Origin of the sequence: Anaerococcus hydrogenalis (genome assembly GCF_002871895.1) — a bacterium.
Taxonomy (GTDB): Bacteria; Bacillota; Clostridia; order Tissierellales; family Peptoniphilaceae; genus Anaerococcus; species Anaerococcus hydrogenalis.
This window is the reverse complement of record NZ_PNHP01000002.1, coordinates 222696-241776: the sequence shown is the minus strand read 5'-3', so window position 1 is coordinate 241776 and position 19081 is coordinate 222696. Positions and strand designations below refer to the sequence as shown.

20 protein-coding genes are annotated in these 19081 nt (G+C 27.2%); 14 read left to right on the top strand and 6 right to left on the bottom strand.

The features are described from left to right. The first annotated feature begins 2 nt into the window (after positions 1-2). The 5 genes from CJ192_RS04130 (at position 3) to CJ192_RS04110 (ending at position 4617) form a co-directional block, all read left to right on the top strand. Positions 3-203 carry a cold-shock protein gene (locus tag CJ192_RS04130; protein ID WP_102197871.1) on the top strand — a complete coding sequence of 67 codons (201 nt, stop codon included), beginning with the start codon at positions 3-5 and terminating at the stop codon, positions 201-203. A gap of 1 nt (position 204) precedes the next feature. Further along, positions 205-1212 (top strand): alpha/beta fold hydrolase, encoded by a 1008-nt coding sequence (locus tag CJ192_RS04125; protein WP_102197870.1) that lies wholly within the window; start codon positions 205-207, stop codon positions 1210-1212. A gap of 53 nt (positions 1213-1265) precedes the next feature. Then, positions 1266-1907, top strand: a complete 642-nt coding sequence (gene pcp, locus CJ192_RS04120) for a pyroglutamyl-peptidase I (protein ID WP_102197869.1) — start codon at positions 1266-1268, stop codon at positions 1905-1907. Between the two features lie 330 nt (positions 1908-2237). Beyond that, complete coding sequence (locus tag CJ192_RS04115; protein ID WP_102197868.1) at positions 2238-2993, top strand: ABC transporter ATP-binding protein; 756 nt, start codon at positions 2238-2240, stop codon at positions 2991-2993. Beyond that, entirely contained in the window at positions 2986-4617 is a 1632-nt protein-coding gene (locus CJ192_RS04110; RefSeq protein ID WP_102197867.1) for a hypothetical protein, read from the top strand. Before CJ192_RS04115 ends, CJ192_RS04110 begins: the two co-directional genes overlap by 8 nt. Positions 4618-4640: 23 nt before the next feature. On the opposite strand, the gene CJ192_RS04105 is transcribed toward CJ192_RS04110, so the two are convergent. Further along, positions 4641-4913, bottom strand: coding sequence for a YkvA family protein (locus CJ192_RS04105; protein WP_004817334.1), 273 nt, complete (start codon positions 4911-4913; stop codon positions 4641-4643). A 171-nt stretch (positions 4914-5084) separates the two neighbouring features. Between CJ192_RS04105 and CJ192_RS04100 the strand changes: the two genes are divergently transcribed. Together CJ192_RS04100 and CJ192_RS09520 are read left to right on the top strand one after the other, a co-directional pair. Further along, on the top strand, positions 5085-5576 hold the full coding sequence (locus CJ192_RS04100; RefSeq protein WP_004817407.1) for a macro domain-containing protein: 492 nt from the start codon (positions 5085-5087) through the stop codon (positions 5574-5576). Positions 5577-5650: 74 nt separating this feature from the next. After that, entirely contained in the window at positions 5651-5779 is a 129-nt protein-coding gene (locus CJ192_RS09520) for an LDCC motif putative metal-binding protein (protein WP_004815065.1), read from the top strand. 33 nt (positions 5780-5812) lie between these two features. Here CJ192_RS09520 and wrbA read toward each other — a convergent pair whose 3' ends face one another. After that, entirely contained in the window at positions 5813-6403 is a 591-nt protein-coding gene (wrbA, locus tag CJ192_RS04095) for an NAD(P)H:quinone oxidoreductase (RefSeq protein WP_004815066.1), read from the bottom strand. 159 nt (positions 6404-6562) lie between these two features. Between wrbA and CJ192_RS04090 the strand changes: the two genes are divergently transcribed. Then, positions 6563-7495 (top strand): HEPN family nuclease, encoded by a 933-nt coding sequence (locus CJ192_RS04090; protein ID WP_004815067.1) that lies wholly within the window; start codon positions 6563-6565, stop codon positions 7493-7495. Between the two features lie 136 nt (positions 7496-7631). Next, entirely contained in the window at positions 7632-8705 is a 1074-nt protein-coding gene (locus CJ192_RS04085; protein WP_004815069.1) for a TIGR04086 family membrane protein, read from the top strand. Between the two features lie 36 nt (positions 8706-8741). On the opposite strand, the gene CJ192_RS04080 is transcribed toward CJ192_RS04085, so the two are convergent. Genes CJ192_RS04080 through CJ192_RS04070 form a run of 3 tightly spaced genes read right to left on the bottom strand, consistent with a single transcriptional unit; the run spans position 8742 to position 12195 of the window. Continuing rightward, positions 8742-10139: a hypothetical protein gene (locus tag CJ192_RS04080; protein WP_004817359.1), complete on the bottom strand. Its 1398-nt coding sequence runs from the start codon at positions 10137-10139 to the stop codon at positions 8742-8744. A gap of 45 nt (positions 10140-10184) precedes the next feature. Further along, positions 10185-11501: a sensor histidine kinase gene (locus CJ192_RS04075; protein ID WP_004815075.1), complete on the bottom strand. Its 1317-nt coding sequence runs from the start codon at positions 11499-11501 to the stop codon at positions 10185-10187. After that, on the bottom strand, positions 11482-12195 hold the full coding sequence (locus tag CJ192_RS04070; RefSeq protein WP_039914367.1) for a response regulator transcription factor: 714 nt from the start codon (positions 12193-12195) through the stop codon (positions 11482-11484). Before CJ192_RS04070 ends, CJ192_RS04075 begins: the two co-directional genes overlap by 20 nt. A gap of 159 nt (positions 12196-12354) precedes the next feature. Here CJ192_RS04070 and CJ192_RS04065 point away from each other — a divergent pair, with 159 nt between their 5' ends. The 3 genes from CJ192_RS04065 to CJ192_RS04055 all read left to right on the top strand — a co-directional run bounded on the left by CJ192_RS04065 (position 12355) and on the right by CJ192_RS04055 (position 14095). Continuing rightward, on the top strand, positions 12355-12603 hold the full coding sequence (locus CJ192_RS04065; RefSeq protein WP_004815078.1) for a GlsB/YeaQ/YmgE family stress response membrane protein: 249 nt from the start codon (positions 12355-12357) through the stop codon (positions 12601-12603). 68 nt (positions 12604-12671) lie between these two features. Then, a complete protein-coding gene (gene thyA / locus CJ192_RS04060; RefSeq protein WP_102197866.1) occupies positions 12672-13538 on the top strand; it encodes a thymidylate synthase in 867 nt (288 codons plus the stop codon). A gap of 50 nt (positions 13539-13588) precedes the next feature. Next, complete coding sequence (locus tag CJ192_RS04055; protein WP_004817413.1) at positions 13589-14095, top strand: AAA family ATPase; 507 nt, start codon at positions 13589-13591, stop codon at positions 14093-14095. 24 nt (positions 14096-14119) lie between these two features. Here the strand turns inward: CJ192_RS04055 and CJ192_RS04050 are convergent, their stop codons facing one another. After that, positions 14120-17050: a transglycosylase domain-containing protein gene (locus CJ192_RS04050; protein ID WP_244897279.1), complete on the bottom strand. Its 2931-nt coding sequence runs from the start codon at positions 17048-17050 to the stop codon at positions 14120-14122. A 173-nt stretch (positions 17051-17223) separates the two neighbouring features. Between CJ192_RS04050 and hflX the strand changes: the two genes are divergently transcribed. Both hflX and CJ192_RS04040 read left to right on the top strand, forming a co-directional pair. Continuing rightward, positions 17224-18459, top strand: coding sequence for a GTPase HflX (hflX, locus tag CJ192_RS04045; protein ID WP_102197865.1), 1236 nt, complete (start codon positions 17224-17226; stop codon positions 18457-18459). Next, positions 18434-19081 (top strand): YigZ family protein, encoded by a 648-nt coding sequence (locus tag CJ192_RS04040; RefSeq protein ID WP_102197864.1) that lies wholly within the window; start codon positions 18434-18436, stop codon positions 19079-19081. The genes hflX and CJ192_RS04040 overlap by 26 nt, the downstream gene beginning before the upstream one ends.

Genomic DNA, 19081 nt, shown 5'->3' with positions numbered 1-19081 from the left:
ATATGGAAGGAAAAGTTAAATTTTTTGATAACAAAAAAGGATATGGTTTTATTGAATCAGAAAGTGGTGACTATTTTTTTCATTATTCTGAGATAATTTCTGATAAGGATTATAAAACTATTGAAAATGGAGCAAGGGTAGAATTTGATGTGAAAGATTTGGGCAGGGGAGATACTGCCTTTAATGTGAAAAAAAGGAGTTAAGATGAAATATTTTATTTTGATTTTATTTATAATTCTTCTTCCTCAAATTTATTATTTGTATAGAAAAAAATCTTATCTAGATATAAAAAATGGTTCAAGATTTTTTATAAAAGAAGAAAGTTTTATAAATGATAATAGATGTAAAGTTATTCTTACAAATTCTGATGGTTTTGATATATATGCTAACCGTTTTGATGTTGAAAATCCAAAGGCTGTTGTTCAAATTGTCCATGGTATGCTTGAACATTCCCTAAATTATTTACAATTTATTAAATTTTTAAATGATAGAGGATATGCTGTTATTATTTCTGATAATAGAGGACATGGAAAATCTATTTCTGAAAATCATCCCTCTGGATTTATAAAGGAAAAAGATGAGCTTGTTGATGACCAATTTGTAATAAATAAATATATAAGAATGTATTATAAGGACAAAAAAGTATTTATGTTGGGTCATTCTATGGGTTCTTTGATTTGTAGAAATTATTTACAAAAATATGATGATACAATCGATAAGTTAGTTTTGACAGGAACAGTAGCCTATATTCCTATTGCAAAGTTGGGGATTTTTATTGGTAATATAGTAACTTTTTATCTAGGAGAAAAAAGAAGATCTCATCTTTTAGATACGCTTTCGGGAATAACAGGAAAAGATCCATCATGGATTTCTTATAATGAGGAAAATGTAAGGATTAAAAATAATGATCCAATGAGACTTGATGGATTTTTGGCAAGAAGTAATGTTTGTTTATTTAATCTTGTAAATAATTTAAATAAAAATAACAAATTTAAATTAAGAAATAAAGATTTACCAATTGCATCTTTAAATGGTGTCGATGATGATGTAACTGGATCAGATAAGGGGCTTATGAATACTAAGAAAATCTTATCTTCTATTGGTTATAAAAATTTATATTTTAAAACTTATGATCATATGAAACATGATGTTTTAAATGAAGATAATAGGTTAGAAGTTTTTGAAGATATTGAAATGTTTTTTAAAAAATGAGCCTAGGCTCATTTTTTTAATGTAAATTTATAATTTTATAAGAGGAAGAAAAAATGAAAATATTACTTACAGGTTTTGATCCTTTTGGAGAAGATAAGATTAATCCATCTATTGAGCTAGTAAAAAAAGTTGAGGGAAAAATTTCTAATGCTGAAATTTTTAAATTAGAAATTCCAACAGTTTTTAAAAAATCTGGGGAAATTTTAGAAGAAAATATCAAAAGAATAAGACCAGATGTAATTTTGTGTATAGGTCAAGCCGGCGGAAGATCTTCTATTACTGTTGAAAGAATTGCAATTAATATTGACGATGCTAGAATTTCTGATAATCTAGGAGAAAAACCAATTGATGAGAAAATAAGAGATGATGGAGATAATGCTTATTTTTCAAATTTACCAATTAAAAAAATAGTAGAGGAAATTAAAAAGGAAAAAATTCCTGCAGAAGTTTCAAATTCGGCAGGTACTTTTGTTTGTAATCATTTGATGTATGAGTCCTTGTATTTGGCAAAAAAATATAAAAATATAAGGGCGGGATTTATTCACATTCCATATTTGCCAGAACAAGTTATAAATAAGGCAAATACTCCTTCAATGGATTTGGAAAATTCTTTAAAGGCAATTAATATTGCTATAAAAACAATAATTAACTATGATGGTCAAGATGTAAAAATTTCTGGTGGGAAAATTTCATAAATTCTACAAGCAAGTTTTGTATTTGCTCAGAGCATATACAAACCCTCAAGCACGAATATCTGACTTCAAAAATTGTTGATTTCTAAATTTCAAAATTCTAAAATCGCAAACTCGCTAACGCTCAAACAGTGCGATTTTTGACGAATTTTCAAATTTGAAATCAAATTAATTTTTTACGTATGATATTCTTAGCGTGAGGATTTGTATACTTTGTCAAAAGTTTAAGCAAGTTTTGTACTTGCTTATTTTTTTGTTATAATAAAAAATATTAATGATGAAATAAATAATATTATTCATAAAATAAATATAAATTTTCTTAAAGGAGGATTTATGAAACTTGAAATAAAAAATCTTTCCAAAAAATTTGGAAAAAAAGAAGTTTTGAAAAATATAGATTACACTTTTGACCAAGGGGTTGTTTATGCTCTTTTGGGAAGAAATGGTGCTGGAAAAACTACGCTTTTTTCTTTGATTAGTGAACAAATTAAAAAAGATTCTGGAAATATTTATCTTATTGATGAAAACGAAAAGAAAGAACTTGATTTTAGAGACGTATTTTTCATGGTTGCAGAGCCAGACCTTCCTAAATTTCTAACAGGAAGAGAATTTATAAAATTTTTCCTAGAGGCCAATAAGGAAAATATTAAGAATGAAAAATCAATAGAAGAATATTTTTCCCTTGTAGATTTTGATATGGAAGATGCTGACAGGCTTATCCAAGATTATTCAACAGGGATGAAAAACAAACTTCAAATGCTTATGTTTTTGATTTTAAGACCAAAGGTAATTTTGATGGATGAGCCTCTTACAAGCCTTGATGTAGTTGTTCAACTTGAAATGAAAAAAATAATTAGGGATATTCACAAGGACCATATAATTATTTTTTCAACCCATATTTTACAACTTGCAAAGGATATTTGTGATGATATTGTTCTTCTCCACGATAAAAATTTACAAAAAGTTGATAAGATGGTTTCAGAAGATAAGTATTTTGAAGATAAAATTATAAGGCTTTTGACAAGTAAAAATGTTGAAAATATTGACATAAATTTAGATTATGAAAATTATGGTGATAAAGATGAATAAGTATTTTTTAAAATTTCTTTTAATTGAAAGAATAAAAATTACCAAAGTCTTTAATGGGATAGTTTATGGAATAAGAAAAATTCCTTTAATTGGAAAGCACCTGGGAGATAAGTATTATTTTTACGATTTAAAAGAAATCATAAATACATTTGTTCCTATTTTTTCTATAATTTGGCAATTTATAAAATCAATTTTAACCTTTGGCTTTGCGATTTTTATTTCAAGGACAATGTTGAAATTTTTATTTGAAATTTCTGATAAATCTCCCTTATTTTTTAGGGAAAATTTTGACTTAAGCCTTGGAGCAGTTCTTCTAACTTGTATTCCTTTTAGTTTTTATATTACAAATATGATAACATCATCATTATTAACAGATAATGGGAATGCTTTTTCTGATTTGAGTAAAAATTTTAATTTTTTTCCAAATGACTTGGCACATATATTTTTGTATTTACAGCCTTTTTTAATTTTTATTGGAAGGACTTTGGGATTTGTGATTTTTGGTAAAATTTTTGCAAATATAAATCCTATTTACACATTTTTATTTAGCCTTGGTATTTATTTTTATAATATAAATATTACGGGATTTTGGACAAAAATATATGAAAAAAGAGAAAAACCATTTTTTGAAGATAGACCATTTTTACAAATTATTTTGATTTTAATTTTGGATTTGGCGATAAGTTTATTAGTTTTAATAATAAAACTTGATTTTAAAGTTTTAAGCCTTGGATATTTCTTTATAAATTTAATCTTATTTCCCTTTGTTGTGAAATATTTTAAAAATTTCAAGGGATATGATAAAATAATTGAAAAAACAATAAGGGTATATAAACTAGCGGTAGAAGATTCAAAAGATGTGCAAAATAATGTTGTAAAAATTAAAAACAAGGATATAAATAAAAATGAAAAAATAAAGGGAGAAGGCTTTGTCTATTTAAATAAGTTATTTTTTAAAAGGCACAAAAGACATCTTTTAAAACCAACTTTAATAAAATCAGGAATCTTTTTTGCCCTTGGAATTGGTGGATTTTTTATTTTATCAAGTCTAACAATGAAGGCAAATGAGCTTTATAAAATTTTAATATATGCAATACCAATAATTTCATATATTTTATTTAAACAAGATTTAATACTAATGGCATTTTATAAAAACTGTGACTCTTCACTCTTGTATTACAATTTTTATAGGGAAGATAAGAATTTATTGAAAATGTTTTGGCTAAGATTTAATTCGATTTTTAAACTAATGTCTATTCCTATGGGAGCCATGTTTATAATTTATATAGGCTTTGCAATAAAATTTCTGACAAAAACTGATTTAAATTTAACATTACCGATTTTTTATATCTTGTTAAATGCTATATTTTTTACAGTTTTGCCCTTGTTTCAATATTATATAATCCAACCCTTTGATAAGGAAGGAAAACAAAAATCTGTAGTCTTAGTTTTAATGAACATGTTTTTGTATTATATATTTATATTTGGACTTCCAGCTTTGGCAACAAAAATTGGAGAGATTAAATTTATGTTAATAATTTCAATTTTTATAATAGCCTTTGTAGGACTTGCAAGTTTTTTAATATATAAATTTGCACCAAAAACTTTTAAAATTAAGCAATAAAAAAGGACCCGTTGGGTCTTTTTTTATTTATTTTCTTCTATATATTCAAATTTTTCTTTATTCATTACAGAATCAGGAATCATTTTGCTTGTTATATAAATTAAAAATGGAAGGACGATTGCATCATCCAAAATTCCTAAAAATGGAATCATATCATTTATCAAATCAGCAGGCATTATTGCATATAAAATTGCTCCAAGGCCTAAAAGTTTTGCAAGTTTTGGAGTATTTTTATCTTTCATAGCCCTAAAATATACTGGTATAAAATTTGTAATTTTTGAAAATTTATTTTTCATTATTTCCCTTACTTTCTTTTTATATTAATTATTTTAACTTTCATTTTAATTATACTAGAAAATCTCTGTTTGTAAATTAAATATCTTAAAGTTAATTTTAAAAAAATCTTACAAGATTAGTATATTATGATTTTTTTAAATTTCAAGTTATAATATTATAAAGGAGTTTTTATGACATTACAAGTAGTTGATATTGATATTTTAAAATTAAAAGTTGATGCAGTTGTAAATGCAGCAAATGTTGATTTGATAGAAGGCGGAGGAATCTGTGGACAAATTTTTGAAAGGGCAGGAAGGGATAAACTAAAAGAGGCTTGCCAAAAATTATCCCCAATAAAACCTGGCCAGGCTGTAATTACAGATGGATTTGATCTTTACCAAAAATATATTATTCATGCAGTAGGACCAATTTATAATGAAATTTACAAGGAAGCTTGCCAAAAAATTTTAGAAGATGCCTATAAAAATGCCTTAGAACTTGCAAAGAAAAATAAAATAAATTCTATAGCTTTTCCCTTAATCTCAGCTGGAATTTATGGATATCCCGACAGGGAGGCTTTTATGATTGCAAAAAATACTATAGATGAATTTTTGAAAGAAAATAAAATGGATATTTACTTATCTACATATGGGAAGGATATGCTTTCTTTAATAATGGGATAGATTGAATTTTTTATTTACTTCTAGTATAAATACTAGTGTAGAAAAGTTACAAAATTTAGGTTAGGAGTTTTTAAATGAAAATTTTTAAAGCAATTAAAAATAGGTGGGAGAAGTTTTTAAAAAATTTAGCAGAAGAAAATAAAAAATCTTTTGGAGACCAAAAATTAGATTGTTGTACAATGAACAAAAAAGAATATAAATAAAAAAATGACCCGTGTGGGTCATTTTTTAGTGTCTTAATCTACAAGTTTTTTTGTAACTTCTACTACTCTTCTTGCTTGAGCTTTGACTGCATTTTCAATTTGGTTTGCAAACCCTTCATTTGTTGCAGTTCCACTTGCTCCGTAAGGATTTCCACCTTGAGCATAAATTGCATCATCAGTGTATCCAACTGGAACAATTATTGCTCCCCAGTGAGCAGCGCTTGTATAAATTGTTTTTATGGTTCCTTCTTGTCCACCGTTATTATTTTGAGCAGAAGTCATTGCAGAAATTACCTTATTTGTCAATAGACCTTTAGCCCAAACTCCTCCTTGTCCGTCTAAAAAGGCCTTTAATTGGAAAGGAATATTTCCAAATCTTGTTGGTGCTGAAAAAATTATTGCATCAGCCCAAATTAAATCATCAGATGTGGCCTCTTTTATTTCTTTTGAATCTTCTAAATATTTTTTCCAAGCAGGATTGTTATCGGCTCCACTTTCATCAAGATATTCTTTAACCTTTAAAAGTCTAACCTCAGCTCCGTTTTTTTCAGCTTCTTCCTTTGCCCATTTAGCCATCTGGAAATTGTGTCCGGTTTGTGAATAATATATAATTGCAAGTTTCATCTATTACTCCTTTAATTTTTATTTCTACATCGTCTCTAGAAATATAACCAATTACAAACAAACTTAAACAATTACTTTTTATTTAACTTCTTTATTTAATGAAGTAAAGTAAATCATTTTATTTTTTGGGTAAATTAATAAAAAGAAAAGGAGGATTATATGGAATTAACTGAAAAATTTGAAAAAGACCAATGCAAAAATCCTGTAGAATATTCTATTATACATAAAGAAATTCCTATTAAAATGCCAGGGGATATGTGGGAGGCAATTTCTTATTTGTTGTGGTATGTGCCAGATATTTCTTCAATCCAATCAAAATCAAACGAACTTATTTCAAATATGGAATACGATTATTATACTTTTATTGAAATAATGACCTATATGGATTTAAAAGATGAAGATTGTTTATTTACAGATAAAATTGATGAAAAACTTGCTGATGAATATAAAAAAAAGATTTGCACAAATTCACAAAAATTAATATTGACACAGTCTGATGGCGAAACAAAAACAGAATCTTTATTAAGGCATATAAGAAATGCTATAGCTCATGGATCTTTTAATATTGTAGAGGATCTTATGGTTGGTTTTGATGAAAAAATCGTAGGTAAAGATTTAAGTAAGACAACTGCAATTTTTAAGATAAAGCCAAAAAATTTATTAAATGCTCTAAAAATGCTAAATGAAGATTTAACCAACCAAAAACTTATTGCCAAGGCTTTAAAAAATACAAAATATTGGGTGGAACCTTACCAAGAAGGTTTCGAAAGAAGCAATAAATTTGATTTATTTGCCAAAAAAGATAAGAAAAAATATGCCATTGAAATTAGAAATTATAAGTCTAAAAAAGATATAGACAAGGGCTTTGCCAGAGAGCTTGCCCATAATTTTAAAAATTTAAAAGATGAAAGAGTGAGGCCTGTTCTTGTAATCAACACTTCATTTTTAAAAGAAGAATCAAAAAATGAGTTAATTGCCTATGATGTTTTAATTTTGGATGTTAAAAATATCAAAAAAATGTTAAAGGGAAGGGATATGATACGTGAAATAGAACAAGCTCAAACTTTGTACAAATATAAAAATAAAATTTAATTTTATAAAATATTAAAGATATAAAATTAAATTTTTAAATTATAGTTCTCAAATTATTTAATATTATTTTTAAAAAAATTGATTTATAAATGAATCGTAGTATAGTTACTAATGTAATAAAAATTTAGGAGGAAAAATGACAGAAAAGTATAATGAAAAAAATTCTAGAAAAAACTCTAGTGAAATAAGAGAAAAAAGAAGAGAAAGGTACAAAGATGATTTTTCAAGAGATAATACAATATCTTGGGGATCAATCATAGCTGGGGCTGTTTCCTTTGCAGCTGTTTTTACAGTTTTAAGTTTAATTGTTGCAGCTTTAGGACTTGGAATATTTTCACCAAATAATGAAAATCCTATTTCATCAATGGGAATAGGAGTAGGAATTTCAACAGTTATAATTCTTATTATTTCCTTTGGAGTTTCTGGATTTATTTCTGGAGCTTTTTCAAAAGGACAATCTTTACTTCATGGATTTATGAGCTGGGCTTTATCAATTATTTTATTATTTGGTCTAGTAACTAGTATGGTTTCATCTGCACTTGGACTTGTTGGTTCTGCAACAAAAGCTGTAGCAAATACTGCAGGAGATGCTGTAGGAACTGTAGCAAGTACAACAGCTGACGGGGCAGGAAATGTTCTTTCAAGCGTTGCTGATTCTATTAGTGGAGTTGACACAAAAGAACTTGAAAAAAATATCAATGATACTTTAAGTGAGACTGATGTTAAAGAATTACAACCAGAATATTTAAAATCTCAATTAGATGATTCTAAGGATGAAGTTTTAGAAGCAGGAAAGAAACTTTTAACAAACCCTGAAGATTCTGACAAGATTTTTGATGATTTATCAAAATCTTTAGAGAAAAAAGCAAAAGATATTACTGACTCAGTTGATAAGAAGACAATAAAAGATGAAGTTTACAAAAATTCATCCCTTTCTGCTGAAGAAAGTGACAAGGCTGTAGATAATATCTATGATGGAATGGATAAGGCATCAAAAGAAGCTAGCAAGCAAATTGAAAATGCTAAAAATTCTTTAGAAGATGCTAAAAAAGATGCTAAAAAAATGGTTAAAGATGCAAAAGATGGGGCAGAATCTGCTACTAATAAAGCATCAGCAGGAGCTGTTTTAGTATTTTTATTCCTTCTTGTTGGTCTTGCAATAGAAATTTATTGTGCAAGAATAGGAGAAAGATACGTAAATAGTTTATAAAATAAAAAATCTTGAGAAAATTTTCTCAAGATTTTTTTATTTTATCATATTTAAAACTTCTTTGTGGGGGTCAGAGGAGTTTATTGTTTGATTATATTTTATAAATTTATCATCTTCATTTAAACTTTTTGAAGAATTAATTGATATTAAAAATCCAGAATGATCTAATTTGAATATATCTGACCTTAAATTATAAATTATTTCGTTTTGATTTTGATCTCCCTCAAAGCCATTTTTTACTATATAAGCATCAGCATTTGCCTTTAAAATACTAGCAAATCTTATAGGATCATTTTTCGTATTATCGTTTGTTAGAATATATATTTTTTTATTTCCAATATCCTTATCTTTTTTTATATCGATTCTTATTTGATCATAATACATATAATAATCTTTGTTGATTTCCTTTGTTTCCTCTGGAAATTTTATAGACTGATTTTGCATGAAAGATGACCTAGTATTTAGCCTATCCTTATTATTTTTCATATAAGATAAACTTTGTTTTAATAAATTTCCCCTATAAAAAACCACCTTTTCTAATGTATAATCTTCATGGATTAGTAGGGGAAGAATTTCATTTGCATACTTATCATCTATTGAATCATTATTAGATAAGTCTATAAAAATATTTTGTATATTTTGATTTTTTTGCAAAACTTCTTTTAATTTTTCCTTATCTTTATTGAGGGTGTTCGTATCAAAGTCTGGCCAATAAATCTCTAAGGTATTTTTATTTTCTTTTATTTCCAATCCTGTGTTTTCTAATTTTCTTCCTAAAAGTCTCTTGTACCTATTAACAACTTGAGCATCGCCCAAATTTTTTGCTCTAGGTGACTTATTTTTTTCCTTATAGTAAGGAAAGGTTAGTTGGTAAGTTTTTTTATCAAGTATTTTTGTCCTATTATCTTTTAATATAGAAAGGTAGGATGAAATAATATCATAAAATTCTTGATCAGATTTGGAATTTTTAACTCTTTTTTTGTAGATATCAGTTTGGTCAATTAAATTTTTATAATTTTCCTCGTTATTATTGTCAATTGCATAATTTCTAATTATATAATCATTTAATTTGTTAAAATCAGATATTTTTTCAGCACTTGTAAGAGACCTATTTTCTGTATTTGTTACAAAAATATCCTTGGTAAGTGAATCCATTACCTGGTCTCTAAATTTTGGATAAGAATCTGACTTATATCTATTTAATCTTTTGCTTATTGCACTTACAAGAAAAATTATTATAAAAATCAACAAGAGAAGAAGAATAATTCTCCTTCTCATATAAATTAATCTTTGATTTTTACGTCTTTTTTTCGATCTTTTTCTTATATTTGAATCTTTTGACCTGATTTTTATATCTTTTTTTCTAACTTTTGTATTTTTGTGTCTTGATCCAGACCTATTTTTATTATTTAATCTATTTTTTTTACTTTTCATAATCCACCTTATTATAATATATCAAAAAATAGGACCTAAACAAAATTATTTGGGAAAAATAACAGAGAAGGTGGATCCCTTTCCAAGCTTCGATTTTAATTTGATTTTTCCACCCAAACTTTCGACAAAATTTTTAGTAATAGACAATCCCAAACCATGGCCATTTATCTTTGTATTTCTAGCATCATCTATCCTATAAAATCTTTCAAAAATTACTTCTTTTTTCTCATCACTTATGCCTACGCCGTTATCTTTTACGACAAGATAAATATTATTTTTATCCTCACTAAGACTTACTCTAATTAATCCATCATCTTTAATTGCCTTTATAGCATTAGAAATTAAATTTTGGGTTATTTGACTAATCTTATCCTTATCAGAATAAATCATAATACCATCTTTTATTTCTTCTATTAAAGAAATATCAAGCTTGTTAAGTCTTGGTTTTATAGTATTTAAAATTAATTTAATGTGATTGGATAAGTCAAATTCTTTTTTATTAATTTTTAAATATTCAGAATTATCATTAAAGGACTTATTTAAATTTACAACAAGACCTTCAAGCCTATGGATCTCTTCCAATAGAGAGTTGAGCGTTTGATCATCAACATCTATGACCCCATCTTTTATAGCTTCTATATAAAGTTGAAGGTTGGTTATTGGCGTCCTAAGCTCGTGAGAAATATCTTGGGCATATTGTTTTCTTACATATTTTTGATTTTTTAAATTTATAGATAAGTATTTAATATTATTTTGTAAATTTTCAAGCTCTATAATTTTGCTATCTTTTAAATCAATATCATAATCCTCATCTTTAATTTTAAGGGTGGCATCTGAAATTTGTTTTATAGGATTTGTAATTTTGGTTGATAGATATAAGGCTATAATAAGGCCTATAAAAATAGAAAGAAAAATGGCAATAAAAATCGAAGTTTTAATATTTGTTATAAGCTCATTTGCCTCAAACTCATCAGTCCCATAAGTAATAATCAACTGACCCATATAATCATTTAAATTTGGGTTTATAATATCATAGGACTTACTTTCAGTAAGTTCTGACGCATCCTTATCCCTACCCTTAAAACTCATTACAGGTTCGTTGTTTTTATTTAAAATAGAAATATCAACATTCAAAGTTTTAGAAACTTTTCCAAGTCTTTCTTTCATAAGGTAGGGGTCTTTATCAGTTAACAAGTCTTCAAATTGTTTTTTAATTTGCCTGGGCCTATTATCTTGGGTAGTATTGATAAAATTTCTTGTATAGACATTTATCAAATAGGAAATAGCAAGAGAAAAAACTAAGATGCAGGCAAAAATACCTGCAAGTAAGTTTCTAATTATTTTATTTCGTAGAGTTGTCATCAATACCACCAGACTTATAACCCATGCCGTAAATTGTTTTTATATAGGATGGTTTTTTAGGATTATCTTCAATTTTTTGTCTGATATTTTTAATATGAGTATCAATAGCCCTATCATAAGCGTCATAATCAAATCCAAAAGTAATTTCTATAATCTCTTCCCTGGTAAAAATTTTGTTAGGATTTGAAAATAAGGTTTTAATAATTTGGAATTCATTTTTTGTAAGAAAAATTTCTTCCCCATCCTTAAAAAACCTATTATATTCAAGGTCCATCTCAAGTCGGCCATCGGTAGTTTTTATAATATCTGCCCTTGGTATATTATATTTTTCAATTCTTCTAAGAACAGTTTTGATTCTTTGCATAAGCTCTTTTGGCGAAAATGGCTTTGTAACATAATCATCTGCACCTAGTTTTAGACCGTTAACAATATCATCCTCACTAACTTTTGCAGTTACCATAATTACAGGAACATTTGATTTATTTCTAATTTCTTTAATAAGGTCTTCACCAGAAATTTTAGGAATCATTAAATCAAGCAAAACTAGATCAATATCTTCACTTTCAAAAATTTCCAAACCTTCTTTTCCATCAAAGGCTTGAAATACTTTATAATCTTCTTTTTCTAAATAGGATTTCATAATTTTTGAAATGCCTTTTTCATCTTCAATAAGCAATATTTTTATTTTATTCATTTCTTTCACCTCTATATAGTATACCTTACCATTTTAGACTAATATATCTTTTCAATTCGTGATAATTATGTAAAAGATTAAAAATAAATGGTGATTAAAAGAATTAATGGGTAAAAATAATATATAAGAAACGAAAATAAAAAAAACGAAGGAGGAAATATGATTAGTTCAATAGTAATAGGTGCTTTATGCGGATGGATCGCAAGCATGATAATGAAAACAGATGCTCAAATGGGAGCAATAGCAAATATAGTTGTAGGTATAGTAGGAGGAGCAGTAGGTTCTTGGGTACTAAATTTATTAAATATTAGTGTATCTTCAGGATTTATTGGAAGTTTGATTTCAGGAATTTTGGGATCTGTAATTTTAATTTATGTATATAATTTAATTACTAAGAAAAATAAATAATGAAATAATTATGACTGGCAAGTGCCAGTCTTTTTTTATGAAAAATTTTTTCATGATATAATAGGAATATGAATAAGACAGATAAAAAATATATAGAAATTGCAAAAAATATTTTAGAAAACGGATACGACGAAGAAAAGCTAAATCATGAGGTGAGGGCTGTTTGGGAAGATGGTGAAAGTGCCTATACGAAATTTCTTCCCCAAGAGATTGTAAGATATGAGAAGGGAGAAGTACCTCTAATTAGTTTAAGAAAAATAGCTTGGAAATCTGCTATTAAGGAAATTTTATGGATTTACCAAGATAGGTCTAATGATGTAAACTTACTGAAAGAAAAATACAAGGTAAATTATTGGGATTCCTGGAAAAATGATGAGGGAAATCTGGGAACAGCCTATGGCTATCAAGTAAATAAAAAATTTAAATCACCTGAAACAGGAAATATGACAAATCAAATTGAAAGATTAATTGATCAAATAAAAAATAATCCCTTAAATAGAAGATTAATTATGAATTTAATTGATGTGGATGATATGGCTGATATGACCTTAATACCTTGTGCATTTTTAACTATGTGGACTGTTAGTGGAGATTATTTAAATTTAACCTTAATTCAAAGAAGTGGTGATTTTTTGGCAGCAGCTGCTCCTGGTGGGATAAATGCCTTTCAATATTATGTTTTATTAAGAATGATTGCCCAAGTAACAGGCTATAAGGCAGGGGATTTTGTTCATTTTATCCAAAATTATCACATTTACAAAAAACACATACCGATTGTTAAAAAAATCATGGAAGTTAAGGTAGATGAAAAAAGTAGGCCAAGACTTGAAATAAATCCTGACATAAAAGATTTTAAAGATTTTACAATTGATGATTTTAAATTGTTAGATTATTATCCTGATAAGACAAAATATGACATTGATATAGCCTTATAATTGTTGAAAATAAATAATTTTTAAGTATAGTCAATCGGTATGGAGGAATTATGGAAAAAATAACTATAATTGGATCCGGAGGTTCCGGAAAATCAACTCTTGCCAAACAGCTAGGCGAAAAACTTGGTATAAAAGTTTTTTATTTGAACAAAATATGGTGGCTTAATGATAAAGAACATATAAGCGATGAAGAATTTTTGAAAATTCAAAAGGACATTATAGACAATAATCAATCTTTTATATTTGATGGCTACTATCCTGATACTTTGGATCTAAGATTAGAAGCGAGTGATACAATAATATTTTTAGATTTTCCGCCTGTCACAAATTTAAAGAGGTCAGTAAAAAGATCATTAACTGAAAAAAATAATGAGGATGATCCAAGCTTAGATAGGACTGAGAAATTAAATAAGGAATATATTTCTTGGTTATTAAATTTTAATAAGAATGAAAGAGAAAAAATAATAGAAAAATTAAATAAATTAAAGCTAGAAAAAAGGATAGTAATAATCGATAATGATAATAAAAAAGATTTATTTCTTCAATCTATAGCATAAAAAAAGAGCCGGTTGGCTCTTTTTTTAGTTATTATTTCTAATTCCTTGCTGATTTTGAGGATTTATTTGGTTTTGAGGATTGGTATTTTGCTCGTTACCGTTTAGATTAGTATTAGTTTTTGTATCTTCTTTATCCTTATTCTCATCCTTTTCTTTTTCTTTATTAGAATTATTATCTGCTTTTGGTAATTCTGCACCTAGAGTAGAATATCTAGTTGGTATAGAATATTTCCAATCTTCAGGAACAATTCCATCCCACTTGCTAGGGTCATACGAATTTTTCCTATCTATAAAAGACCTATTAGCTTGTAAAGATTTTGGTGTAGTATTTGAAGCAAGCAAATTATTTCTTGTATCTACAGTTATCCAAACATGAACATCATCTTCTTTTTTTGGAAGATTATCTTTGGTAAATATTTCATCTTTTACAGTATTTCTTGGATCAGAATAAGAAGCTTGAGTTGGAAGTTTTCCACTTATTGTATCTACTTTTGCATGGATTATTCCTTTAGGTTCTTTAAATTTCTTAGTCTCATATCCTTCAAGAATTTGATTATTAATATTTTTCCAAATAACTTGTGCTCTTGTTGTAGAATAGTCATCTTGATAAATATTTTGATCATCAGCTCCCATCCAAACACCTACAGTATAGTAAGGACTATAGCCTATTGACCAGAAATCCACATTAGATTCACTAGAACCTGTTTTTGTACCATAATCAATACCGATAGGGCTGATTGTTTGATAATGCTCGGCAGCTGATTTTAGGGCTGAAGTAATTTGGTAAGCTGTTTGAGGGCTTGTTACCTTATTTCTTTTTTTATTTTTTTCACTAAAAATAATTTTTCCTTGATTATCTTCTATTTTTGAAAAAGCCAAAGGTTCTATATATTCACCCTTGTTAGCAAGTGCTGCGTAAGCTGCTGTCATATCAATTAAGGTCATTCCGTTTGTCATAGCTCCAAGCCCCATTGAAGCAAGATTTTCATCATTATTTTTTGGATTTTCATCCTTAGTTATGAAATTATCATCGCCATTTTCTTTTATTAGTCCAAATTTTTCTAAGTATTTTTTTGAATTTGCAATTCCCACATCTTTTAAAGTACGAACAGCGTTTGTATTTATAGAATATACAATAGAATCTCTAAGAGAAACAATTCCCTTGTAAGATTTATAAATATTTTCTGGCCAAATTTCTCCATTTTCTTTTCTCATAAAAGGAACATCATCAATTCCTGTAGCAAGCGAATAGCCCTTATCTATAGCAGGTGTGTAAGTTGCAAGAGGCTTCATTGTTGATGCAGGTTGTCTTGGTTGGTCAATCGCCCTATTTAAAATTTTAAGACCTTTTTGATCACGTCCTCCAACAACTGCTTTAATTTCTCCGTTTTTATGATCAATTACAATTGTTGCAGATTGTGGTTGAATAACTCCTTCAAGGTCAATATCATAATAACTTTTATTAAATGAATATGATCCAGAGTCATTTTGAATAATTAAATCCTTATGTTTTTTTAGATAAGAAGATGTAATAATTATTGACCCATCATTTCCTTCTTTTACATTTTCATTAGAATTTAACTCCATATAACCGGTTTTATGTGTTCTTAGATTTGAATCTTTTTCATCTAAGGTGTAGAAATTTTTAAGTATTAAATTTGTTTGATTTAGCTTTAATTTTGATGAATTAATTACAAAATTATTATAATCGTCAAAATATGCTTCATTATTTGATAAAGTAAAATCATTGTTATCATTTATAATGTTTGATTTAGCAAAATAAATTACATTTCCATTCTCATTGATTATATTTCCATATCCATCATAAGATAAGTTTAATAGGGGAGCGGTATTTCTACCTTGAGTATTTCCTAATATATATTCTGAGAAATTTTCGTAAATATTTTCTACTTGTTCTTGTATTTTTGAATCTATAGTTGTTGTGATTTTAAGACCACCATAATAAAGTTTGTTGTAAGCTTCTTTTTCATCAATTTTATAAATATCTTGAAGTTTTTCTACAACTTGTTTTTCTAAAAGAGTATTAAAGTAGGATGCCATTACAGGTTCCCTATCTTCTGGTGGGTTAATAGAACTCGCTACATCTTCATTTAAAGCATCTTTATATTCTTTATCCGAAATATATCCTTCTTCATTCATTTTCTCTAGGACATATTTTTCTCTTTCATATGGTTTTGGATTGTAAATTGCAGAATACTTTTGTCCATCAATTGTAAATTCACCAAGAACTTTTTCATTTGTAACCTCTGAGGTTGGTATTGTTTTAAATAAGGCAAATTCTGTTGGTGATTGGACTATTCCTGCTATTGTTGCACATTCGGCAAGAGATAGTTCGCTTACATCTTTTGAAAAATAAGTTTGGGCTGCAGCTTGGACTCCAAAAACATTTTGTCCAAGAAAAACCCTATTCATATAAGCTTCAAGTATTTCATCTTTGCTTAATGATTTTTCTATGTCTAAGGCTAAAAATATTTCTTTGATTTTTCTTTCGTATGTTTGGTCATTGGAAAGGTAAGTATTTCTTGCGAGTTGTTGAGTTAGGGTAGATCCACCTCTTACAATAGAACCACTTTTTAAATTTTGTAGGGCAGAACCGACTATTGAAAGAGGATCTATTCCGCTGTGCTTATAAAATCTTCTATCCTCAGCTGCCACAAAAGCATTTTTCAAATAATCAGGTACTTTTTCAATATCTACAATTTCCCTGTTCTCACTAGTTCTTATCGAATCAATTTCTTTTCCATTTTTATCAACTATAGTTGAATTTTCGCTCATCTCGTATTTTATATTTTCTGGATTAACTTTTGGAGATTTTTTCATAACCTCAACTATTCCGCCTCCAATTAATCCGGCAAAAATAGTCCCTATAATTCCAAAAGCGAGTAAGGCTATAAGCAAAATTTTCAAAACTATAGAGGAAATTTTTTTATTCATTTTGACCTCCTGTTTAAATCTATATTAAATTTTAAAAATTCTTAAATTTAAATCTTATTCTTATTTTATCATTTTTTTAAAATTTAATCTATCAAGCTAATAAATATTTGTATTTATTATAAATCTTTAATTTATAATAAAAAAATGTATAATCTCTTATAGAAAGGATGTTTATGCAAGAAGTTATACAAGTAAATGTTTTTGAAAATAAAGAAAACCCAAATAAGGATTTTGAACTTGAATCTTTAATTAATACTGCAGGTGGAAAGTCTGTTGCGAAAATTAGTCAGGTTGTATCAAAAGTAAATCCTGCTTACTATATTGGATCTGGAAAAGTTTCTGAAATTGAAGATATAGCAAAAAAATTAAATGTAAATACAGTTGTTTTTGATGTAGAACTTTCAGCATCTCAATTAAGAAATCTTGAAGAGAGAATGAAACTTCACGTTGTAGATTGGACAACTTTAATTTTGGATATTTTTGCCCAAAGAGCAAATACAAAAGAGGCTAAATTAAAAATAAAACTTGCCCAATTAAAATATCAACTTCCAAGAATAAATAAGTGGTTTGCTTATCTTTCTCGTCAATCAGGTGGAATTGGTACAAGAGGACCAGGTGAAACCATGCTTGAAACAGATAAAAGAGCAATAGTACGTGATATAAGAAGTCTTGAAGAAAAATTAAAAGATTTGGAAAAAACAAAGGTAGTTAATAGAAAATCTAGAGAAAAGATTTTGAATATCTCACTTTTAGGATATACCAACGCTGGAAAATCTACTATTTTAAATAATATGTTAAAAATATTTGGTAAAGATAAGTTTGTTTATTCTGATGATCTTTTATTTGCAACCCTAGATACTTCGACTAGAAGGCTAGATTTTTCAAACACCAAAGTCACCCTAACGGATACAGTAGGTTTTATTGATAATTTATCAAAAGAATTAAATGATTCATTTCTTACAACTTTGGAAGAAATTAAATTTTCTGATATGCTTTTAGTTGTAATAGACTCATCTTATGACATACAAACTCAGCTGGATACAATCGATAAGGCCCTTGATGACATAGATATTGGAGAAAAAAAGATTCTTTATGTTTTCAATAAGATTGATAAAATTGAAGATGAAATTATTCTTTTAGGATATAAAAATAAAGAAGAAAAAATTTATATATCAGCAAGAGACGAAGCTGATATTATAAGACTAAAAGATAAGATAGTCGATGTTATAAAAAATGACTATGTAAGAGTTATAATGAAAATACCTTATGAAGATGGGAAAGTTTTAGATTATATTATGACAAATTACGATATAGATAAAAAAGATTATGATGAAAATTCTTCTATATTAGAATTTGATATTTCAAAGAAAGATTATAATAAATATGAGAGATATATCGAGAAAAATTAGCCCAAATTATAAAACTATTGAAGGGCAAATACAAGATGAATTTGAAATAGAAAAATCAGTCTTTATAACAAACATAAAATATGTTGAAAATGAAGAAGATGCCATAGCTTTTATCGAAAAAATAAAAGATAATTATAAGGATGCAAATCACAATTGTTCAGCCTATATTATTAATGAAAAACCAGAAATAAAAAGATATTCAGATGATGGAGAGCCACAAGGATCTGCTGGTCTTCCTATGCTTTCAGTTTTGGAAAAAGAAGAACTTTTTAATCTTGTAGCAGTCGTTACAAGATATTTTGGTGGAAAAAAACTTGGCAAGGGCGGTTTGGTAAGAGCCTATACAAAAGGCGTTTCTGATTGTTTGGAAGGAAAAATTACTTATAGAAAAGTTTTTATAGAAAGTAAAATAACTTTTGATTATAATTTACTTGGAATAATAGAAAACTTTCTAAATGAAGAAAATTATATTATTATAGAAAAGAACTTTCTTCAAAATGTAAGTATAGATTTATATGTAGAAGAAAGTAATTTTGAAAATTTCAAAAAAAGACTTATAGACATGACCTCATCAAATATAGAAATAGAAAAACTTGATAAGATCATGTTATATGATAAATAA